This window comes from Streptomyces atratus, assembly GCF_040655115.1.
GTDB classification, from domain to species: domain Bacteria; phylum Actinomycetota; class Actinomycetes; order Streptomycetales; family Streptomycetaceae; genus Streptomyces; species Streptomyces atratus_D.
The window spans coordinates 89579-106453 of record NZ_JBFAJH010000017.1 but is presented as its reverse complement, the minus strand read 5'-3'; the positions used below and the strand labels follow the sequence as shown (position 1 = coordinate 106453).

Annotated in this window: 16 protein-coding genes; 12 read left to right on the top strand and 4 right to left on the bottom strand. The window is 70.4% G+C overall.

What is annotated here, in order from left to right:
* Positions 1-23: 23 nt before the first annotated feature.
* A complete protein-coding gene (locus AB0I23_RS20300; protein WP_359110995.1) occupies positions 24-1292 on the bottom strand; it encodes a cytochrome P450 in 1269 nt (422 codons plus the stop codon).
* 29 nt (positions 1293-1321) lie between these two features.
* The gene (locus AB0I23_RS20295) at positions 1322-2680 is read right to left on the bottom strand and encodes a glutamine synthetase family protein (RefSeq protein WP_359110994.1); all 1359 of its coding nucleotides are present in this window, start codon (positions 2678-2680) and stop codon (positions 1322-1324) included.
* 354 nt (positions 2681-3034) lie between these two features.
* Between AB0I23_RS20295 and AB0I23_RS20290 the strand changes: the two genes are divergently transcribed.
* The 8 genes from AB0I23_RS20290 (at position 3035) to AB0I23_RS20255 (ending at position 11581) form a co-directional block, all read left to right on the top strand.
* Positions 3035-3223: a ferredoxin gene (locus tag AB0I23_RS20290; RefSeq protein ID WP_277329056.1), complete on the top strand. Its 189-nt coding sequence runs from the start codon at positions 3035-3037 to the stop codon at positions 3221-3223.
* A 1-nt stretch (position 3224) separates the two neighbouring features.
* The gene (locus AB0I23_RS20285) at positions 3225-4445 is read left to right on the top strand and encodes an NAD(P)/FAD-dependent oxidoreductase (RefSeq protein ID WP_359110992.1); all 1221 of its coding nucleotides are present in this window, start codon (positions 3225-3227) and stop codon (positions 4443-4445) included.
* 12 nt (positions 4446-4457) lie between these two features.
* Complete coding sequence (locus AB0I23_RS20280; protein ID WP_359110991.1) at positions 4458-5264, top strand: acetoacetate decarboxylase family protein; 807 nt, start codon at positions 4458-4460, stop codon at positions 5262-5264.
* Positions 5265-5298: 34 nt separating this feature from the next.
* Complete coding sequence (locus AB0I23_RS20275; RefSeq protein ID WP_359110989.1) at positions 5299-6771, top strand: aldehyde dehydrogenase; 1473 nt, start codon at positions 5299-5301, stop codon at positions 6769-6771.
* On the top strand, positions 6764-7699 hold the full coding sequence (locus AB0I23_RS20270) for a 3,4-dihydroxyphenylacetate 2,3-dioxygenase (protein ID WP_359110988.1): 936 nt from the start codon (positions 6764-6766) through the stop codon (positions 7697-7699). Before AB0I23_RS20275 ends, AB0I23_RS20270 begins: the two co-directional genes overlap by 8 nt.
* Before the next feature lie 11 nt (positions 7700-7710).
* Positions 7711-8556, top strand: a complete 846-nt coding sequence (locus tag AB0I23_RS20265) for a fumarylacetoacetate hydrolase family protein (protein ID WP_359110986.1) — start codon at positions 7711-7713, stop codon at positions 8554-8556.
* A 273-nt stretch (positions 8557-8829) separates the two neighbouring features.
* On the top strand, positions 8830-9468 hold the full coding sequence (locus AB0I23_RS20260) for a TetR/AcrR family transcriptional regulator (protein ID WP_359110984.1): 639 nt from the start codon (positions 8830-8832) through the stop codon (positions 9466-9468).
* Between the two features lie 655 nt (positions 9469-10123).
* On the top strand, positions 10124-11581 hold the full coding sequence (locus AB0I23_RS20255) for an APC family permease (protein ID WP_359110982.1): 1458 nt from the start codon (positions 10124-10126) through the stop codon (positions 11579-11581).
* Positions 11582-11747: 166 nt separating this feature from the next.
* Here the strand turns inward: AB0I23_RS20255 and AB0I23_RS20250 are convergent, their stop codons facing one another.
* The gene (locus AB0I23_RS20250; RefSeq protein WP_359110980.1) at positions 11748-12458 is read right to left on the bottom strand and encodes a type 1 glutamine amidotransferase; all 711 of its coding nucleotides are present in this window, start codon (positions 12456-12458) and stop codon (positions 11748-11750) included.
* A 168-nt stretch (positions 12459-12626) separates the two neighbouring features.
* Here AB0I23_RS20250 and AB0I23_RS20245 point away from each other — a divergent pair, with 168 nt between their 5' ends.
* Positions 12627-14117, top strand: a complete 1491-nt coding sequence (locus tag AB0I23_RS20245) for an aldehyde dehydrogenase (RefSeq protein ID WP_359110978.1) — start codon at positions 12627-12629, stop codon at positions 14115-14117.
* Positions 14114-14833, top strand: a complete 720-nt coding sequence (locus tag AB0I23_RS20240) for a gamma-glutamyl-gamma-aminobutyrate hydrolase family protein (RefSeq protein WP_436846965.1) — start codon at positions 14114-14116, stop codon at positions 14831-14833. The genes AB0I23_RS20245 and AB0I23_RS20240 overlap by 4 nt, the downstream gene beginning before the upstream one ends.
* 323 nt (positions 14834-15156) lie before the next feature.
* On the opposite strand, the gene AB0I23_RS20235 is transcribed toward AB0I23_RS20240, so the two are convergent.
* Positions 15157-15729, bottom strand: a complete 573-nt coding sequence (locus tag AB0I23_RS20235; RefSeq protein WP_359111042.1) for a MarR family winged helix-turn-helix transcriptional regulator — start codon at positions 15727-15729, stop codon at positions 15157-15159.
* Positions 15730-15823: 94 nt separating this feature from the next.
* On the opposite strand from AB0I23_RS20235, the gene AB0I23_RS41710 reads away from it, so the two are divergent.
* Both AB0I23_RS41710 and AB0I23_RS20225 read left to right on the top strand, forming a co-directional pair.
* Complete coding sequence (locus AB0I23_RS41710; RefSeq protein WP_436846964.1) at positions 15824-16264, top strand: hypothetical protein; 441 nt, start codon at positions 15824-15826, stop codon at positions 16262-16264.
* A 123-nt stretch (positions 16265-16387) separates the two neighbouring features.
* Positions 16388-16849 (top strand): hypothetical protein, encoded by a 462-nt coding sequence (locus AB0I23_RS20225; protein WP_359110977.1) that lies wholly within the window; start codon positions 16388-16390, stop codon positions 16847-16849.
* The last annotated feature ends 26 nt before the right edge of the window (positions 16850-16875 follow it).

The window sequence follows — 16875 nt, the reverse complement described above, 5'->3', positions numbered from 1 at the left end:
CCGCCCGCCCGTCCGATGAACCGTCAGGCGAGGGTGACCTCGACCGGGAGCTTCTTGATGCCGTTGACGAAGTTGGAGCGGACGCGTGGCACGTCACCCGCCAGGCGGATGTCGGCGAGGCGCGGGATGAGCTCCTCGAACATGATGCGGATCTCGGTGCGGGCGAGGAGGTTGCCCAGGCACAGGTGGGGGCTGCCCTTGCCAAAGGTGACGTGGTCGTTGTCGGCGCGGGTGACGTCGAAGTCGTAGGGGTTGCCGAAGACCTTCTCGTCGCGGTTGCCGGAGGCGTACCACATGACGACCTTGTCGCCCTCCTTGACCTGCTTGCCGCCGAGTTCGACGTCGCGGGTCGCGGTGCGACGGAAGTGGTAGACGGGCGACGCCCAGCGCAGGAACTCCTCGACCGCGTTCGGGATCAGAGAGGGATCGGCCTGGAGCCTGGCCAGTTGCTCGGGGTGCTGGATCAGCGCGAGCATGGAGTGCGAGATGGTGTGCCGGGTGGTCTCGTTGCCGGCCACCACCAGCAGCAGGAAGTAGTTGTCGAAGTCCTGCTCGGACAGCGGGATGCCGTCGCGTGGGGTCTCGTTGACGAGTTTGGAGACCAGGTCGGTGCCGGTGCCGCCGCGGCGCCGGCGGGCAAGTTCGCGGCCGTACTCGAAGACCTCGATGGAGGCGGGCGAGCGGAAGGGCAGGTCGCGGTACTTCTCGCTCTCCGCGCTGTGCAGGAGGACGTCGGCGTAGTCGGGGTCGGTGTTGCCGATGATCCGGTTGCCCCAGTCGATGAGCTGCTGGTTGTCCTCCGGCGGCACGTCCAGGAGGCGGGCCAGGACGTTGATGGGGAAGTCCGCGGAGACGTCGGCGACGAAGTCGAAGGTGCCCTTGGCCAGGGCTGTGTCAAGGGTCCTGGCCGTCAGGCCGCGCAGGAAATCGGTGTACTGGTTGATGACACCCTGGCCGAACTGGCGCTGCAGGAGGCTGCGCATCGCGCGGTGGCGGACGCCGTCCAGTTCCAGGATCGAGGCGCGCTTCTTGATCTGGTCGTCGTCGACTTCCTCGAGGTTGACGAACTTCGTCGAGGTGAAAGTCTCGGCGTCGCGGTCGACCCTGGCGATGTCCTCGTGCCGGGTGAGGGCCCAGAAGCCGGAGTTGGGGGCCTCCTCGGGCTGCCAGTGGACGGGGTCCTCGTGGCGCAGGGTGTGGAACATGCGCCATGGGGTGACGCCGTCCAGGAAGTTGTCGTTGTCGGCGAGGTCGACCTCGCCGAGGGGCATGGGGTCGAAGGGGTTCGGCATGCGGTGCTCCTGTGCGCGGTGCGGATCGATCAGAGGTGGTAGGAGTACTCGGTGAACTCCCAGTCGGTGACATGGCGGTTGAAGCGGTCGACCTCGTCACGCTTGTAGGCGAGGAAGGAGTCGGTGAAGTCCTTGCCGAGGATCTCGATGAGGGCCTCGTCGGCGGCCAGTGCGTCGAGCGCGGCGGGCAGGCTCATCGGCAGCATCGGGGACTTCCGCGAGTCGTAGCCGTAGCCCTCCAGCGGGGCCGGCGGCTCCTGGCCCTCCCGTACGCCGAGCAGTACGGCGGCGGAGAGGGCGGCGATCGCCAGATACGGGTTGGCACTGGCGTCGCCGAGCCGCACCTCCAGACGGGCGCCGGAGCCGCGCTCGGGCGGGATGCGGACCATGGCGCTGCGGTTGTCCAGACCCCAGTCGATCAGCCAGGGGGCGAGGGTGCCCGGTCCGAACCGTTTGTACGAGTTCACGGTCGGGTTCAGCAGCGCGGCCAGGGCCGGGGCGTGAGCCAGGATGCCGGCGACGGCGTGGCGCCCGGTGTCCGAAAGACCGAAGGCTCCGGACGGGTCGTCGAAGACATTGCGGCCCTGGGCGTCCTCGCCCGAGAAGTGCAGATGGAAGCCCGAGCCGCCCGCGTCGTTGAAGGGCTTGGCCATGAAGGTCGCGAGCTTTCCCTCCTTACGGGCCAGTTCCTTGACGGCCGACTTGAAGAGGAAGGCGCGGTCGGCGGCGTCCATGGCCTCGGAGTGCGTCAGGTTGATCTCGAACTGCCCGGCGTCGAACTCGTGGTTCCCCGTGACGACACCGATTCCGAGGTCACGCAACTGCCGCAGTGTGCGCAGCAGATGGTTGTCGGCGTCGGCACGCAGCCCGGCGGTGTAGATGACACCGGTGGCGGCCTGCGCGTAGCGGCGCCAGCCACTCGGCGTTCCCGGCGCCCCGTCGAGCAGGAAGTACTCCAGCTCGGGGCCGACGACGGGGCACAGTCCGGCCTCCGCGCATCGGGCCAGGACAGCGCGCAGCAGGTCGCGCGGTGACTCGGGGCTGGGCGCGCCGGTGGCGGGGTCGGTGGTGTCACCGAGGCACCAGGCGACGCCGGGCTCCCACGGGAGGACGTGGACCGCGTCCAGGTCGGGTCGTACGGCGATGTCGGGCAGCCCGGCATCCAGTCCCCCCGGCACGGGGACGACGTCGCCCTGAGGGCTGGTGTGGTACACGGCACGGCAGAAGGCGAGTCCGTGTTCGCAGGCCGAGGGCAGGTGGTCCAGGAGGACGTCGCGGGCACGGTCGGTGCCGATGAGGTCGGGGTAGGTCACCCGGACCACGTCGATGCCGTCGGCGGCGAGCCGATCCATGTGCCGGCGGACTTCTGGGGTGTCTTGAGCGCTCACCGATGTCTCCTCGGCGGATGTGAACGGGCGTGATGGCCGACGGCCCGATGGCCCGCCGGTCCGGTGACGGCCTGACGGGGGCGCTGGGCCGGGAACCAGAAGCGGGGGCGGCGCCCGAGCTTGTCGTTTGGCGTCAAACGGTATGGACTGCCGCCACCTTCCCGCAAGAGCCTGGACCAAAGAATTTATCCATACGGATAGGTGTTGACCAGGGTCCGACTCCTTCCTATCTTGTTTGAAGCCAAACGAGTAGGGGGCTCTTCGGACCCCTTTGGCCGAGGGCCCGGCCGCTGGCCGGGCCCTCCTCCCCCGCCATCTGCGCCCCGATGCCCCTCACATCCAGGAGGACCGGCCATGAAGGTCGTCGTCGACATGAACAAATGCCAGGACCACGGCCAGTGCGTCTTCGCGGCTCCCGACGTCTTCCAGCTCGACGACAACGGGCGCCTGGCCTACGTCTCCGACCCCGACGACGCACTGCGCGACGAGGTCGAGGAAGCAGCGGACGTCTGTCCGCTGCAGGCCATCCGGATCGAGGACTGACATGACCACGGAACGCATCGTCGTGGTCGGCGCCTCCATGGCCGGCCTGCGCGCGGCCGAGCAGCTGCGCGCAGCCGGCTGGACCGGAACGATCACGGTCATCGGGGACGAGCCCCATATGCCGTACAACCGGCCGCCGCTCTCCAAGGAGGTGCTCGCCGGCAAGGCGCCCTTCGAGTCCCTCGCCTTCACCCCGCGGGCGAGCGCCGCCGACGTGGAATGGCGGCTCGGCACCTCCGTCACCGCCACCCGCCTCGCCGAGCGCGTCGTCGTCCTGGACGACGGCACGGAACTGGCCTTCGCCGGCCTGGTCGTGGCCACCGGCATGCGGCCCCGACGGCTGCGCTGCGACGGCCCCTGCGGACCCGACAGCGGCCGCCATACGGTACGCACGCTCGCCGACGCCCAGGGGCTGCGGGACGAGCTGACCCGGCCCGGCGTACGCGTGGTCGTGGTCGGCGCCGGTTTCATCGGCTGCGAGGTCGCCGCGACCGCCGTCGGCCTCGGCGTCACCGAGGTGACCGTCGTCGACCCCGAACCGCTGCCGATGCTGCGCCCGCTGGGCGAACTACTGGCGCGCGCGCTGCACAAGCGGCACGAGGAGCGCGGGGTGCGCTTCGCACTCGGCACCGGCGTCTCCGGCTTCGAGGGCGAGGACCGGGTCACCGGAGTCGTCCTGAGCGACGGGACGGTCCTTGCGGCCGACGTCGTCGTGGAGTCCGTCGGCTCGGTCGCCAACACCGAGTGGCTCGAAGGCAACGGCCTGGACCTGACCGACGGTGTGCTGACCGACGAGCGGCTGCGCGTCGGCGGTCTCCCGTACGTCGTCGCGGTCGGCGATGTCGCCCGCTTCCCCAACGCCCGCTACGACGGCGTCCCCCGCCGCGTCGAGCACTGGTCGATCCCCGGCGACACCGCCAAGCACGCCGCGAAGGGCCTCGTCGCCCATCTCACCGGGGCCGACGCCGAGGCGGGCCCCTTCGCGCCGCTTCCCACCTTCTGGAGCGACCAGCACGAGTTCAGGCTGCAGTCCTTCGGCGCCCCTGTGCTCGGCATCGACGATGTCCGGGTGCTCGACGGCGACCCGGACGGCGACGTCCTGGTCGGCTACCACGCCGACGGCCGCCTGGTCGGCGTCGTCGCCCTCGGCGGCCATGCCGCCACCACCGGCGCCGCCCGCTACCGCGCCCAGCTGCTCAAGCAGCCTGCCCTCACCTCGTAAGGAAGACCTGTCATGACCAGTGTCCGTGGTTACTTCCATCCCAGGACGGCGACCGGCGACTCCTCGCTGATCCCCTCGCCGCCCTGGCGCTACTCCGGCGACCTGCTCACCGTCGAGTACCGCACCGATCCCGCCCGCGTGCGCGAACTGCTCCCAGAACCACTGGAGTTGGCGGAAGAGGACCCGGGTGCCGTCGCGCTGATCTGGGCCGACTGGCAGTCCTGCTCGACCAGCGGGCAGGAGCTGCTCGACCCGGTGCTCTCCCAGTACAAGGAGGCCTTCGCGGTCGTCCGCTGCTCCTACAAGGGACGGACGTACTCCCGCTGCGTCTACATCTGGGTCGACAAGGACTTCGCGATAGCCCGCGGACTGCACCAGGGCTACCCGAAGAAGCTCGGCTCCATCCACCAGACGCGCCCGCACCCGTACGGGCCCGCCCCGCGGATCGAAGCGGGCGCCCGCTTCGGCGCCACGGTCGCCGCCGCCGACCGGCGGCTCGCCCAGGCCGTGGTCACCCTGCGGGAGCCGTCCGGGACCAACGGCTTCGTCAACGGCCATCCGATGGCCCACCACCGCTGGCTGCCCTCCATCGAGAAGGGCAAGGGGCTTGCGCTCGACGAGCTGATCGAGACCGGCGCGGCGTCCTTCGAGGCCGGGCAGCCCTGGACCGGCGACGCCGATCTCGAACTGTTCGAGGCCCCCACCGAGGAGCTGGCCCGCCTGGAGATCCGGGAACCGATCGCCGCGTACTACCGCCAGGTGGGTGTCGTCTGGGACGGCGGCACGCTGCTGGAGTCCGGCACCTCGGAAGCCGAATGACCCCCGTACGCCCCAGACCACTTGGAGACCGGACATGACCGAACACACCCTCACCGTGGCCGGAGTCGCCGTCGACACCCGGCACTGGATCGGCGGAGAGCGCATCGCCTCCTCCGAGACCTTCACCGATGTCTCGCCCATCGACGGCAGCGCCCTCGGCGAGATCTCCCGGGGCACCGCGATGGAGGCCGCAGCCGCTGTCGCCGCCGCGAAGGCCGCCTTCCCCGGCTGGGCCGCCACCGCGCGCGCCGAGCGGGCCCGCATCCTGCACGCCATCGCCGACGGTGTCGACAAGCGCATCGAGGACCTGGCGATCGTCGAGACCCACGACAACGCGGCTCTGCTGCGCTCGCACCGCCGCGGTGTGATGCCGCGCGTGGCACACAACTTCCGCTTCTTCGCCGACTGGCTGCTGAAGCTGGAGCACGAGGAATTCGAGACACGCGGCCACACCAACCGCGTCAGCTGGGACCCGGCCGGCCCCTGCGTGCTGATCACCCCGTGGAACGCCCCACTGATGCTGGCCACCTGGAAGATCGCCCCCGCGCTCGCCGCCGGGAACACGGTGATCCTCAAGCCCGCAGAGTGGACCCCGCTCACGGCATCGCTCCTCGCGGACATCGCCGCCGAGGCGGGCCTGCCGGCCGGTGTGCTCAACGTCGTGCAGGGCTACGGCGCCGAGGCGGGCAACGCGCTCGTCTCCCATCCCGATGTACGCCGGATCAGCTTCACCGGTTCCGTACCGACCGCGAAGGCCATCGGCGCCGCGTCCGCCGCGAACCTCGTGCCCACCAGCTTCGAACTCGGCGGCAAGTCACCCCTGTTGGTCTTCGCCGACGCCGACCTCGACCTCGCGGTCGACCTCGCCGTGGAGCAGTACGACAACGCCGGACAGGTCTGCCTGGCCGCGACCCGCATCCTCGTCGAGGAGTCGATCGCCGACGAGTTCACGAAGCGGTTCGCGCAGAAGGCCGCCACCCTCGAGCAGGGCGACCCACGCGACGAGGCCACCGACCTCGGCCCCAACATCCACCCCCGCCAGCTGGAGAAGATCGACGGCTTCGTACAGCGGGCGCTGGCGGCCGGCGCACGCGCGGTCATCGGCGGCGCACCCCACACCGACCTCGGCGGCCTCTACTACCGACCGACCCTGCTCACCCACGTCGCCCAGGACAGCGAGGTCGTCCAGGAGGAGGTCTTCGGCCCGGTCCTGACCCTCCAGACCTTCGCAACCGAGCAGGAGGCGGTCGCGCTGGCCAACGACACCCGCTTCGGTCTCGCCGCGACCCTGGCCACCGGCGATCACGAGCGCGCCGAGCGCGTCACCGCGCAGCTCGTCGCGGGCACGGTCTGGGTCAACTGCTTCTTCGTACGGGATCTGCAGGCGCCGTTCGGCGGCTCCCGCCAGTCCGGAGTCGGCCGCGAGGGCGGCACCTGGAGCTTCGACTTCTACTGCGACCTCAAGAACACCGTCACCGCACCCAAGGGATGGCGGAACCATGGGTGAGATCGTCGGGGCGGGCCTGCTCGCCCATGTCCCCACCATCATGCTGCCGGAGGCCGACCGGCTCGACCTCAACGAGGGCAAGGAGATCACCCTCGTCACCGGCCTGCACCAGCTGCGCCACGAAGTCTTCGAGCGCGACACCTACGACACGGTCGTCGTCCTCGACTCGCACTGGGCCACCACGGTCGAGTTCGTCGTCACCGCCCAGCAGCGCCGCGCCGGGCTCTTCACCTCCGAGGAACTGCCGCGCGGCATGTGCCGGATGCCCTACGACTTCCCCGGCGACCCCGAACTCGCACGGAACATCGAGAAGTTCGCCGACAAGCACGGCACCTGGATCACCGCGATCGACGACGACTACCTGCCGATCTACTACGCCACCATCAACCTCTGGAAGTTCCTCGGCGAGGACCTTCCCGACAAGAAGTGGGTGACCATCGGGGTCTGCCAGACCGGCGACATGGAAGACCACCTGCGGCTGGGCCGGGCACTGGCCGACGGCATCGCGGCCACGCCCGGCCGCCGGGTCCTTCTCATCGCCTCCGGCGCGCTCTCCCATACCTTCTGGCCGCTGCGCGAACTGCGCGACCACGAGGCGAGCGACACCGCCCACATCTTCACTGCCGAGGCCCGCGAGGCCGACCACGAGCGCATCGCCTGGTTCAAGGAGGGCCGCCACGACAAGGTCCTCGACACCATGGACGAGTTCTGGAAGTACAAGCCCGAGGCGAAGTTCTTCCACTACCTGATGATGGCCGGCGCGCTCGGTGAGGGCGCGTGCACGGCCAAGGGCCGCCAGTACGGCGAGTACGAGAACTCCATCGGCACCGGCCAGGTCCACCTCTGGTTCGACCGCCCCGCCGACGGCTGGACCGGCACCGGCCTGCCCGTATCTCCCTCCCCACGCACCCCGCACAGCCGCTTCTAGAAAGGCCCGCCATGCCCGAGTACCGCCGCATCCTCCTCGACGGAGCCGCCGTCGAGACCCTCCGTGACGGAGACGAACTCGTCGCCGGCGACGGCCGCCGCGTCAAGATCGACGACGCCCAGCACCTGCCGCCGGTCGTGCCGTCGAAGATTGTCGCCGTCCACCTCAACCACCGGAGCCGCGTCGACGAGTTCCAGATCGAGCTCACCTCGACCCCGACCTACTTCCACAAGCCGACCTCCGCCCTCAACTCCCACAAGGGCGCCGTCGTCCGCCCCGAGGGCTGCACATGGCTCAACTACGAGGGCGAGGTCGCCATCGTCATCGGCAGGACGGCGCGCAACATCTCCCCGGCCCAGGCGGGCGACTACATCGCGGGCTACACCGTCGCCAACGACTACGGCCTGCACGACTTCCGCGACACCGACGCCGGCTCCATGCTCCGCGTCAAGGGCTCCGACACCCTCTGCCCCCTCGGACCGGGTCTCGTCACCGACTGGGACTTCCACGGCAAGTACCTGCGCACCTACGTCAACGGTGAGGTCGTCCAGGACGGCTCGACCGACGAGATGGAATGGGACATGCACTACCTCGTCGCCGACATCGCCCGCACCATCACCCTCCACCCCGGCGACGTCCTGCTGTCCGGCACCCCGGCCAACTCCCGCCCCGTACAGCCCGGCGACGTCGTCGAGGTCGAAGTCGAGGGCCTCGGCCGGCTCACCAACCACATCGTCCCCGGACCCACCCCCATCCGCACCGACGTCGGCGCCCAGCCCACCGAGTCCGAGGAAGTGCTGTCCACCGCGCTCGGCGGCGACTGGGAGTTCCGCGGCGTCCGCCCGCCCAAGCGCTGACAGCGCCGCAAGCAGAACGTGTCCGTACGGGCGCGCCGCACCATGCGATCTCCCGCGTAAAGCCCGGTGCGGCGCGGCGCTCATCCGGCGGACCTCGCAGATCCTTCAGCGAACCGGAGCCGCCGAGCACCGTGCCCCGGCGCCGGAACAGCGAGCGGTCGTTCGCGTGCCTGCACGGTCGAGACGGCCCGGGCCGCCCGGCTCCTCACCGCGCGCACAGGCCCTTGCCGACGCGCGAAGCCCCATCCACAACCGGCAGGTAGGGTCCCCGACATGACCAAATCCGCCGAGACCACCGAAGACGAGGGCGAAGGCAAGCGAGCCAAGCCCCGCAAGCGGGTGAACTACGGAGCGGGCCGCGAAGCCCTGCTCGGCGCGGCCGTGCGGGTGGTGGCCCGCGGTGGTCTGCGCAAACTCACTTACCGCGCGGTCGCGGAGGAGGCCGGGGTCACCCACGGCCTGGTCGTCCACCACTTCGGCTCGCGTGACGCCCTCATCGAGGAGGCGCTGACCCACGCCGTGCGCACCAGCCTGAGCACCAGCGCGCTGGAGCCCGGCACCGGCAAGGTGGCGGACTTCTCGACCGAGTTGTCGGAGATGGTCACCGCTGATCCGGACATCCAGGTGTTCCAGTACGAGCTGCTCCTCGAGTCCCGCCGCAGGCCCGAGCTGCTGCCACCGCTGCGTGCCCTGTACGAGGAGTACTTCGAGGCCACCCAGCGCGAGCTCACCCGCATACTGCCGGGCGATGCGAACCCGGCGCTGATGCGGCTGGTGTTCGCCGCTCTCGACGGCCTCGTCCTGCACCAGCTCGTGTTCGACGAGCCGACGGTCACCGACGCCGCCCTGGAGGAGCTGAGGGCTCTCCTGCGGTTGCTCGACGCCGACGGGGGCGCCGAGGGGGCCCTCTGACCCCACCGGCACATCGCGAGGCCCTGGACGGTCGGCGTCCAGGGCCTCGTTCGATTCCGCACCGGAGCCGTCGCCGTACGCGAGGAGGCGTACACCGCACGTGAGGAGCGGCGGGTTTCAGAGGCTCGATCGCCTCGCCTCCCCGATGCCGCTTCGATTCCGACGCCATGAACAGCCGACAGGGCGGCGGGAATCCTCTTCAACCGTTCCTGGGCAGTGAGCGGGAGTGAGTCCGCGCACTGGCACGCCCCGAACGGTTTTGGGCGCACTGATCGTCCGCTTTCGCATCCCGGGCAGCGACACGGATCCTGTCCGTGGTCCGAGCCGGGCGGGCGGAGTCCCTCACGACCTGGCCATATGGATACGGCCAGAGGCGACGGGGAGGCCCTGAGCCATCTCTCTGGTGGAGCAGGGGCCCCGCACGCTGGCACCGCACCCGGCGTCCCAGATCGCACGGCAACGCTACCCCGACCGGCCCAGCGCACCGCAAGGCTGCAAGCCGACCATCACACGATCGAGCTAAAACGACCTCACGCACGTTCCCCGACCAGCAGTTGCATACCCCTTGCCAAATGGATAGTTCCCCCCCAGGATGAAGCAACTCGTTTGGCCTGAAACAAACCACCCTCTCCTCATTCCCCGGCAGGTGATCCGAGTGGACAGTCAAACGGTCGCAAGGCAACAGACCGTGCAGGACGCGCCCACCACAGGCAAGCTCAAGCCCAACGCCCTCGGCGTCCTGGGCATCCTCTTCTTCGTCCTCTCCGCGCAGGCCCCGCTGACCGGCATCGCCGGAGCCGCCCCCATCTCCGTCGGCCTCGGCAACGGAGCAGGCGTACCTGCCGCGTACGTCGCCGCCGGTCTGGTGATCCTGCTGTTCTCGGTCGGCTTCGTCGCCATGGGCCGCCATGTCGTGGACACGGGCGCCTTCTACACGTACATCGGCAAGGGCCTGGGCCGGACCACCGGATCCGGCAGCGCGGGCGTGGCCCTGTTCGCCTACTGCACCATCCAGGCCGCCATGTACGGGCTGTACGGGGAGCTGGTGAGCGGTCTGGTCTCGCACTACGCCGGCCTGGACACGCCGTGGTGGGTCTGGACGTTGGCCACGATGGTGGTCGTCCAGGCGCTCGGCGCCGCCGGCATCGAGATGGGCGCCAAGATCCTCGCGGTCTTCGTCCTGGCGGAGTTCAGCATCCTGCTCGTCTTCGCACTGGTCACCCTGTTCAAGGGCGGCGGGCCCGAAGGGCTCGGCTTCACCCGGAGCTTCTCGCCGAAAGCTGCCCTGCAGGGGGCTCCCGGAGTGGCGATGATGTTCGCCGTGGCATCGATGTTCGGCTTCGAGGCCACCGCGATCTACGGCGAGGAGGCGCGCGAACCGCGCAAGACCGTCCCCCGGGCCACCTACCTGTCGGTCGCCGTCGTCACCGGCTTCTTCGCCTTCACCTCCTGGATGCTCATCTCCTCCTACGGCGCTTCGCACGCCGGCGCAGCCGCCGGAGAGGCGCTGGAGAGCGGCGACGCCACGGCGTTCGTCTTCAATCCCGTCGCCGACCAGTTCGGCGGATGGGCTTACGACGTACTGCCGATCCTGCTCGCAACCTCGCTCTTCGCGGGCATCCTCGCCTTCCACAACTCGGCCAACCGCTACCTGTTCTCGCTCAGCCGTGAGGGGCTGCTGCCCCGCAAGCTGTGTGCGCTCAACCAGCGCCGTTCCCCCTGGGCGGCCGGCAGCGTGCAGACCGCGATCGCGCTGGTGCTGGTCGCCCCGTTCGCACTGCTGGGCAAGGACCCCGTGCTGACGCTCTTCTCCTGGTTCAGCGGAGTGGCCGTCCTCGGGATCATGCTCCTTTATTTCCTGACCTCGGTTTCGGTGATCGTCTTCTTCCGACGCGAGCGCCTCGACACCCGCCCCTGGAACACCCTGATCGCCCCGGCCCTCGGCGCGCTCGGCATCGCGGGCGCCATCTGGCTGATCCTCGCCAACTTCACGACGCTCATCGGCGGTGACCCCGGCACGGCCGCCTGGCTCGCGCTCAGCGTCCCGGTGGTCCTGGTCCTGGGCGCCGTGGCGGCACGGGTGGTGCGCGGCAAGGCGGCTGCGACCGCCTGATCCGCCCCTTGCGGCGCGCTCCCGGCGAACGGTCCCGGGCGCGCGCCGCGGCGGTGCCACCCCTGAACGGCCGACATCGTCTCCCACCGCACCGGAAGGCGCTGATCGACGAGGTCACAGCGCCGGTGCCGCCCCGTCCCGCAGGTCGCGCATCAGCACGCCCCCATCAGTCGGCGGCGTGGGCCACCTGGTCCAGGAAGCCGTCGACGAGGCGGCGGGTATGGGCGCGAGCGACGGATTCCATGGCGCGGCTGCGTACGAGCAGTTCGTCCGGGTCGACTCCGTGCCGTACGCACTGCTCCGCGCCGTCGAGGTCGACCCACCCTCGCACCATCGCCGTGGTGACCTCGGGGTGGAACTGCACGCCCAGCGCCCGCCCCACCCGGAAAGCCTGCGTGCACACGGCGTTGCGGGCCAGCGCCACGGCGTCGGGCGGCAGGACGCAGCGGTCGTAGTGCCACTGGAACCACGGCCCCGGCGGCACCAGATCGGGAACCTCGGTCTCGACGTCCGTCCATCCGATCTCGGGCCGCGGGGAGGCTTCCACCGAGCCACCGAGGGCGGTGGCGAGCGCCTGGGCGCCGAAGCAGACGCCGAGGACCGGGATGCCGAGGTGGTGGGCCTTGCGCAGCAGCGCGAGCTCGCCGCCGATCCAGCTGCCGACGGCCACGTCGTCGTAGACCGACCAGGGGGCACCGAGGGACACGATCAGGTCCCAGCCATCGGCGTCGGGGAAGTCGAACTCCACATTCGGCGTGTGATGGCGGGACTCGGGCACGACCGTCACCGTGGTGAGTTCGTATCCGTGCTCGACGAGGCGGTCCCCGACCCGCCCGGGCTCCGTCACGTGGTCGTGCTTGATGACGAGTGCTCGCACGATGGGCGCTCCGTTCCTCTGTCCATGGACCCGCCGGATCACCCTGACCGGTCAATCGTATGGCTCCAAATGATACGCCGAACCCGCCTCCCGGGAACCCTTGTGAGGGACCACTCATCGCCATATCGTTTGAGCCCAAATATATTGGATCCGACCTGGAGGCCACCCATGCTGGATGTCACCCGTGAGGAGTGGCTGCGCCGAGCCGAGGAGCTGGACCTGTCCGGGGTCCACCACATCGACGGCGCCGACGAACCCGGAGGCGGCGGGAGCTACCCCGTCGTCTCTCCACGCAACGGCCAGGTGCTGACCCGGGTCGCCGACGGAGGCCACGCGGAGGTGGACGCGGCCGTGGCCGCCGCCCGCCGGGCCTTCGACTCCGGCCCCTGGCCGCGCCTGGCGCCCGCCGACCGTGGCCGGGCGCTGCTGCGGATCGCCGATCTGCTGGAGGAGCAGCGCGACCGGCTCGCGCTCACCATCAGCCTGGAGATGGGCAAGCCCATCACGGACGCGTATGCCATCGAGCTGCGCGCCGCGATCAATACCTTCCGCTGGTACGGACAGTCGGCCGACAAGGTGACCGACGAGTCCCCCCACATCGCCCCGGACGCGCTCGCGCTCGTCACCCGGGAGCCGGCGGGCGTCGTCGGCGCGGTGGTGCCGTGGAACTTCCCCCTGACGCTCGCCTCCTGGAAGGTCGCGCCCGCACTCGCGGCCGGCTGCACCGTCGTACTGAAGCCCTCCGAGAACTCCCCGCTGTCCGCCCTGCGATTGGGCCGCCTCGCGACCGAGGCCGGGCTGCCGCCGGGCGTCCTGAACGTCGTCACCGGCGACGGCCCCACCGCCGGGCGGGCGATCGGCCTGCACCCCGACGTGGACGTCCTGGCCTTCACAGGGTCGACCGCCGTGGGACGGCACTTCCTGCGCTACGCCGCCGACTCCAATCTCAAGCGCGTCTGGCTGGAGTTGGGCGGCAAGTCACCCAACATCATCCTCCCGGACGCCCCCGACCTGGAGAAGGCCGCGGCCACCGCCGCCTGGGGCATCTTCTTCAACCAGGGTGAGATGTGCACGGCACCCTCGCGACTGCTCGTCCACTCCTCCGTCGCCGAGCGCGTCACCGAGGCCATCGTGGAGCGCGCACGGAATCTGCGGGTCGGTGACCCCCTCGATCCCGCCACCGAGATGGGCGCGCTGGTCGGCGAGGGACACCTGGAGCGGGTACTGGACCACATCGGGACCGGCCTCCACGAGGGCGCACGGCTGCGGACCGGCGGTGACCGCACGCGGGCCGAGTCCGGGGGCAGCTTCCTGCGACCCACCGTCTTCGACCGGGTGGACCCCGGCATGCGGTTGGCCCGGGAGGAGATCTTCGGCCCGGTGCTGTCCGTCCTCACCTTCGAGGACCTCGACGAGGCCGTCGCACTCGCCAACGCCACCGAGTACGGTCTCGCGGCCGGGCTGTGGACGTCCGACCTGTCCACCGCGCACCGGGTCTCCCGTGCCCTGAAGGCCGGGACGGTCTGGGTCAACTGCTACGAGGAGGGCGACCTGACCGTACCCTTCGGCGGTATGAAGCAGTCCGGCAACGGCCGTGACAAGTCCGCGCACGCCCTGGAGAAGTACACCGAACTCAAGACCACCTGGATCCAGCTGTGAGACCGCTCATCGCCATTCCGGCCCGTTTCTCCGCATCCACCTCCGCCCTGCGGTACGCCGCCGAGGTCAACGCCCGGGCGCTCGTCGACGCGGTGTGGCGGGCGGGCGGCGAACCTGCCACCATCCACCCGCACGCGCCCGGCGGCACCGCCGACCCCGCCGAGGTGGCCGCCCGGCTCACCCGCTTCGACGGCGTCCTGCTCCCCGGCGGCGGCGACCTCGCCCCGCACCGCTACAGCGATGGCGAGGCCCACGACAGCGTCTACGACGTGGACGACGAACAGGACGGCTTCGACCTGGAAGTCGCCCGCCAAACCCTGGACGCGGGCCTGCCGACGCTCGCGGTCTGCCGCGGCCTGCAGGTCGTCAACGTCGCCCTGGGCGGCACCCTGGAGCAGGACATGGGCGGCCCGCAGCGCGAGCACCGCCACGTCGTGCACCCGGTGGCGATCCAGCGCGGCTCGCTCCTGGAGCAGGCCACCGGGGCCGAGAAGATGGAGGCGTCCTGCTACCACCACCAGCGGGTGGACCGTACCGGTGTCGGCCTCACGGTCACCGCCCGCGCCGTCGACGGGACCGTGGAAGCCCTCGAACTCCCGGGCCTGCACGGCTGGTTCGCCGCCGTGCAGTGGCACCCCGAGGACACCGCCCACGAGGACCCGGCCCAGCAAGGGCTCTTCGACGCCCTCGTCCGCGCCGCCCGCGGCCGCAGCTGACATTGCCATGGCTCTCTTCGGCCGCTGCGGATCACAGGGACCCCGGCTCGCTCCGGAACCCGACGACATCGCGCTCGGCCGGGTCCCGAAGGCCTGGTCTCCTCGCGGGGCGCGGGGCCGCAGGACATCGCCATCGCCCAGGTGGACGCGCTGTTCCGGGACGCCCGCGACGACGGGGACCGCCGCCGCCACCGCGCCACCCGTCCTGGCCGGGCAGGCGTGTCCGTGGCCGGCGCCCGACAGCTGGACGCCGAGGCGGTCACGGACCCCGCCCTGAGGCCGCCCCGCGGCCCCCGCTTCAGCCTTGGTTCACGAGCCCTGGTTCACGCCTTGGGGCGGCGTCCGCTGCGGCGCGGCGCGGGTTCGGCGCCGTCCAGCAGGGCGAGGCGACGCTCCTCGCCCTGCTCCTCCACCTGGAGCACGACCCGGCGCAGCCCTTCCGCGACACTGCGGCACTCCTCGTCGCTGAGCTGCCCGGTGACAAATGCCTCCTCCTCGTTGAACCGGGGAAACACGCGTTGCATGAGCTCCTCGCCCTCGTCCGTGAGGCTGAGCAGCACCAGCCTCCCGTCGGTGGGATGACCGGACCGCCGCACCAGCCCCCGCGCCTCCAGAGTGCGCGAAACCCCCGTGAGGGTCCCCTTGGAGATGCCCGCTTCCTCCGCCACGTGCCGTGTCTCGGACTCGCCCCAGATCCACACCACCCACAGCACGACGAACGCCGTCCAGGTCAGCTCGGACCCACGCAGCACCGAGTTCTCCAGGTGCTGCCGGACCGCAGAGGCAGCGCGATAGATATTGGCCACCACGGCCATCTGCTCGTGCCGGACCGGAATGCCACCCAGCTTCGCGCCTGCCAGCTTCTCGGCTTCGGTGATGGATCGTTGGCCGGGCACGGTCACACTCCTTCGACGCCATTGCGGCGCGTTGGATCGACGATATCGTTCGGGATCAAATTGTACGGAGTTCCGGGCGACAGGGCATTTGCTGATGATGTGCCTCGAAACCAGTGGTGGACTCCCCCGCTTCGGCCGCACCACGGGAACGCGCTGCTTCAGCAGTTCGCCCTCGGCCGTGCAGCAGGCGTCGACCTGCTGGATGCCGTGCGCGAGGCCGTTCCACCCCACGAACCGCCGGGCCGAACTCCAGATCCGCCGCGGTCGGTTCATACGGCTCCAGCACCCGGCGCCGCTCGGGGTGCGGCGCGAACAGCGCGCACTGGAAGTCGCGGTCGATGAAGGAGAAGGACACCTCGTAGCGGAAGTCGCTCCTCGGCCGGACATCGCCATGCCCACGAAGAAGACGTCGAACGGCTGCGAGGCGTGCAATGCCCCGTACAGCTATCGCATCCGGGGCGGTGCGGTGACGATCTGTCGCAATGACAGCGGGATCGGCCGTGAGGCTCTCACCCCCGAACCGTCCCCGTCCTGAGCGTCTGCCCCCGGCCGGGCAGGTGGCGCGGCCTGCCCGGGGCGCCGGGTACCGTGGAACCTTCCGATCTCGTGGACCTCCTTGCGGGCTGCGTGACCCCCCGTAGGAACAGATGAGGAACCGATGACGACGAACCGCGGACGCAAAGACGTCATCCGCGACCGGATGGCCGCCACCGGCGAGTCGTACAACGTCGCCGCCCGCAATCTGAAGGCGATGAAGGACATGGGTGCCACCCGTGACGCCGTCCTCACGCAGCACTGGCGCCCGGCGGACTCGCTCGACGTCCCGTGCCCGTGCGGCGGGACCTGCGAGCCCGGCGAGACGTGCGACCGCTGCCATGCCCGGCACCGGCACGTGGCGCGCTACCCCGGCAGCGTCACGGATGTGGAGACGTGGGCGGACCGGTACGACTGCATGGGGTGCTCGTCCTCGTACACCCTGACCGTCGTCCTGCACGGCCGCCCCTGGGGCGTCGCCGAGGCGGTGGTCCAGGGCGGGGCGGCTGAGCCGGTGGTCAGGGCGCGGGTGTTCCCCGGCGTCGCCCACCCACTGCTGCGCCCCGAGAGCCCCGAGGACGACTGACAGGCTGCGGGCGGACCTGCTCCCGC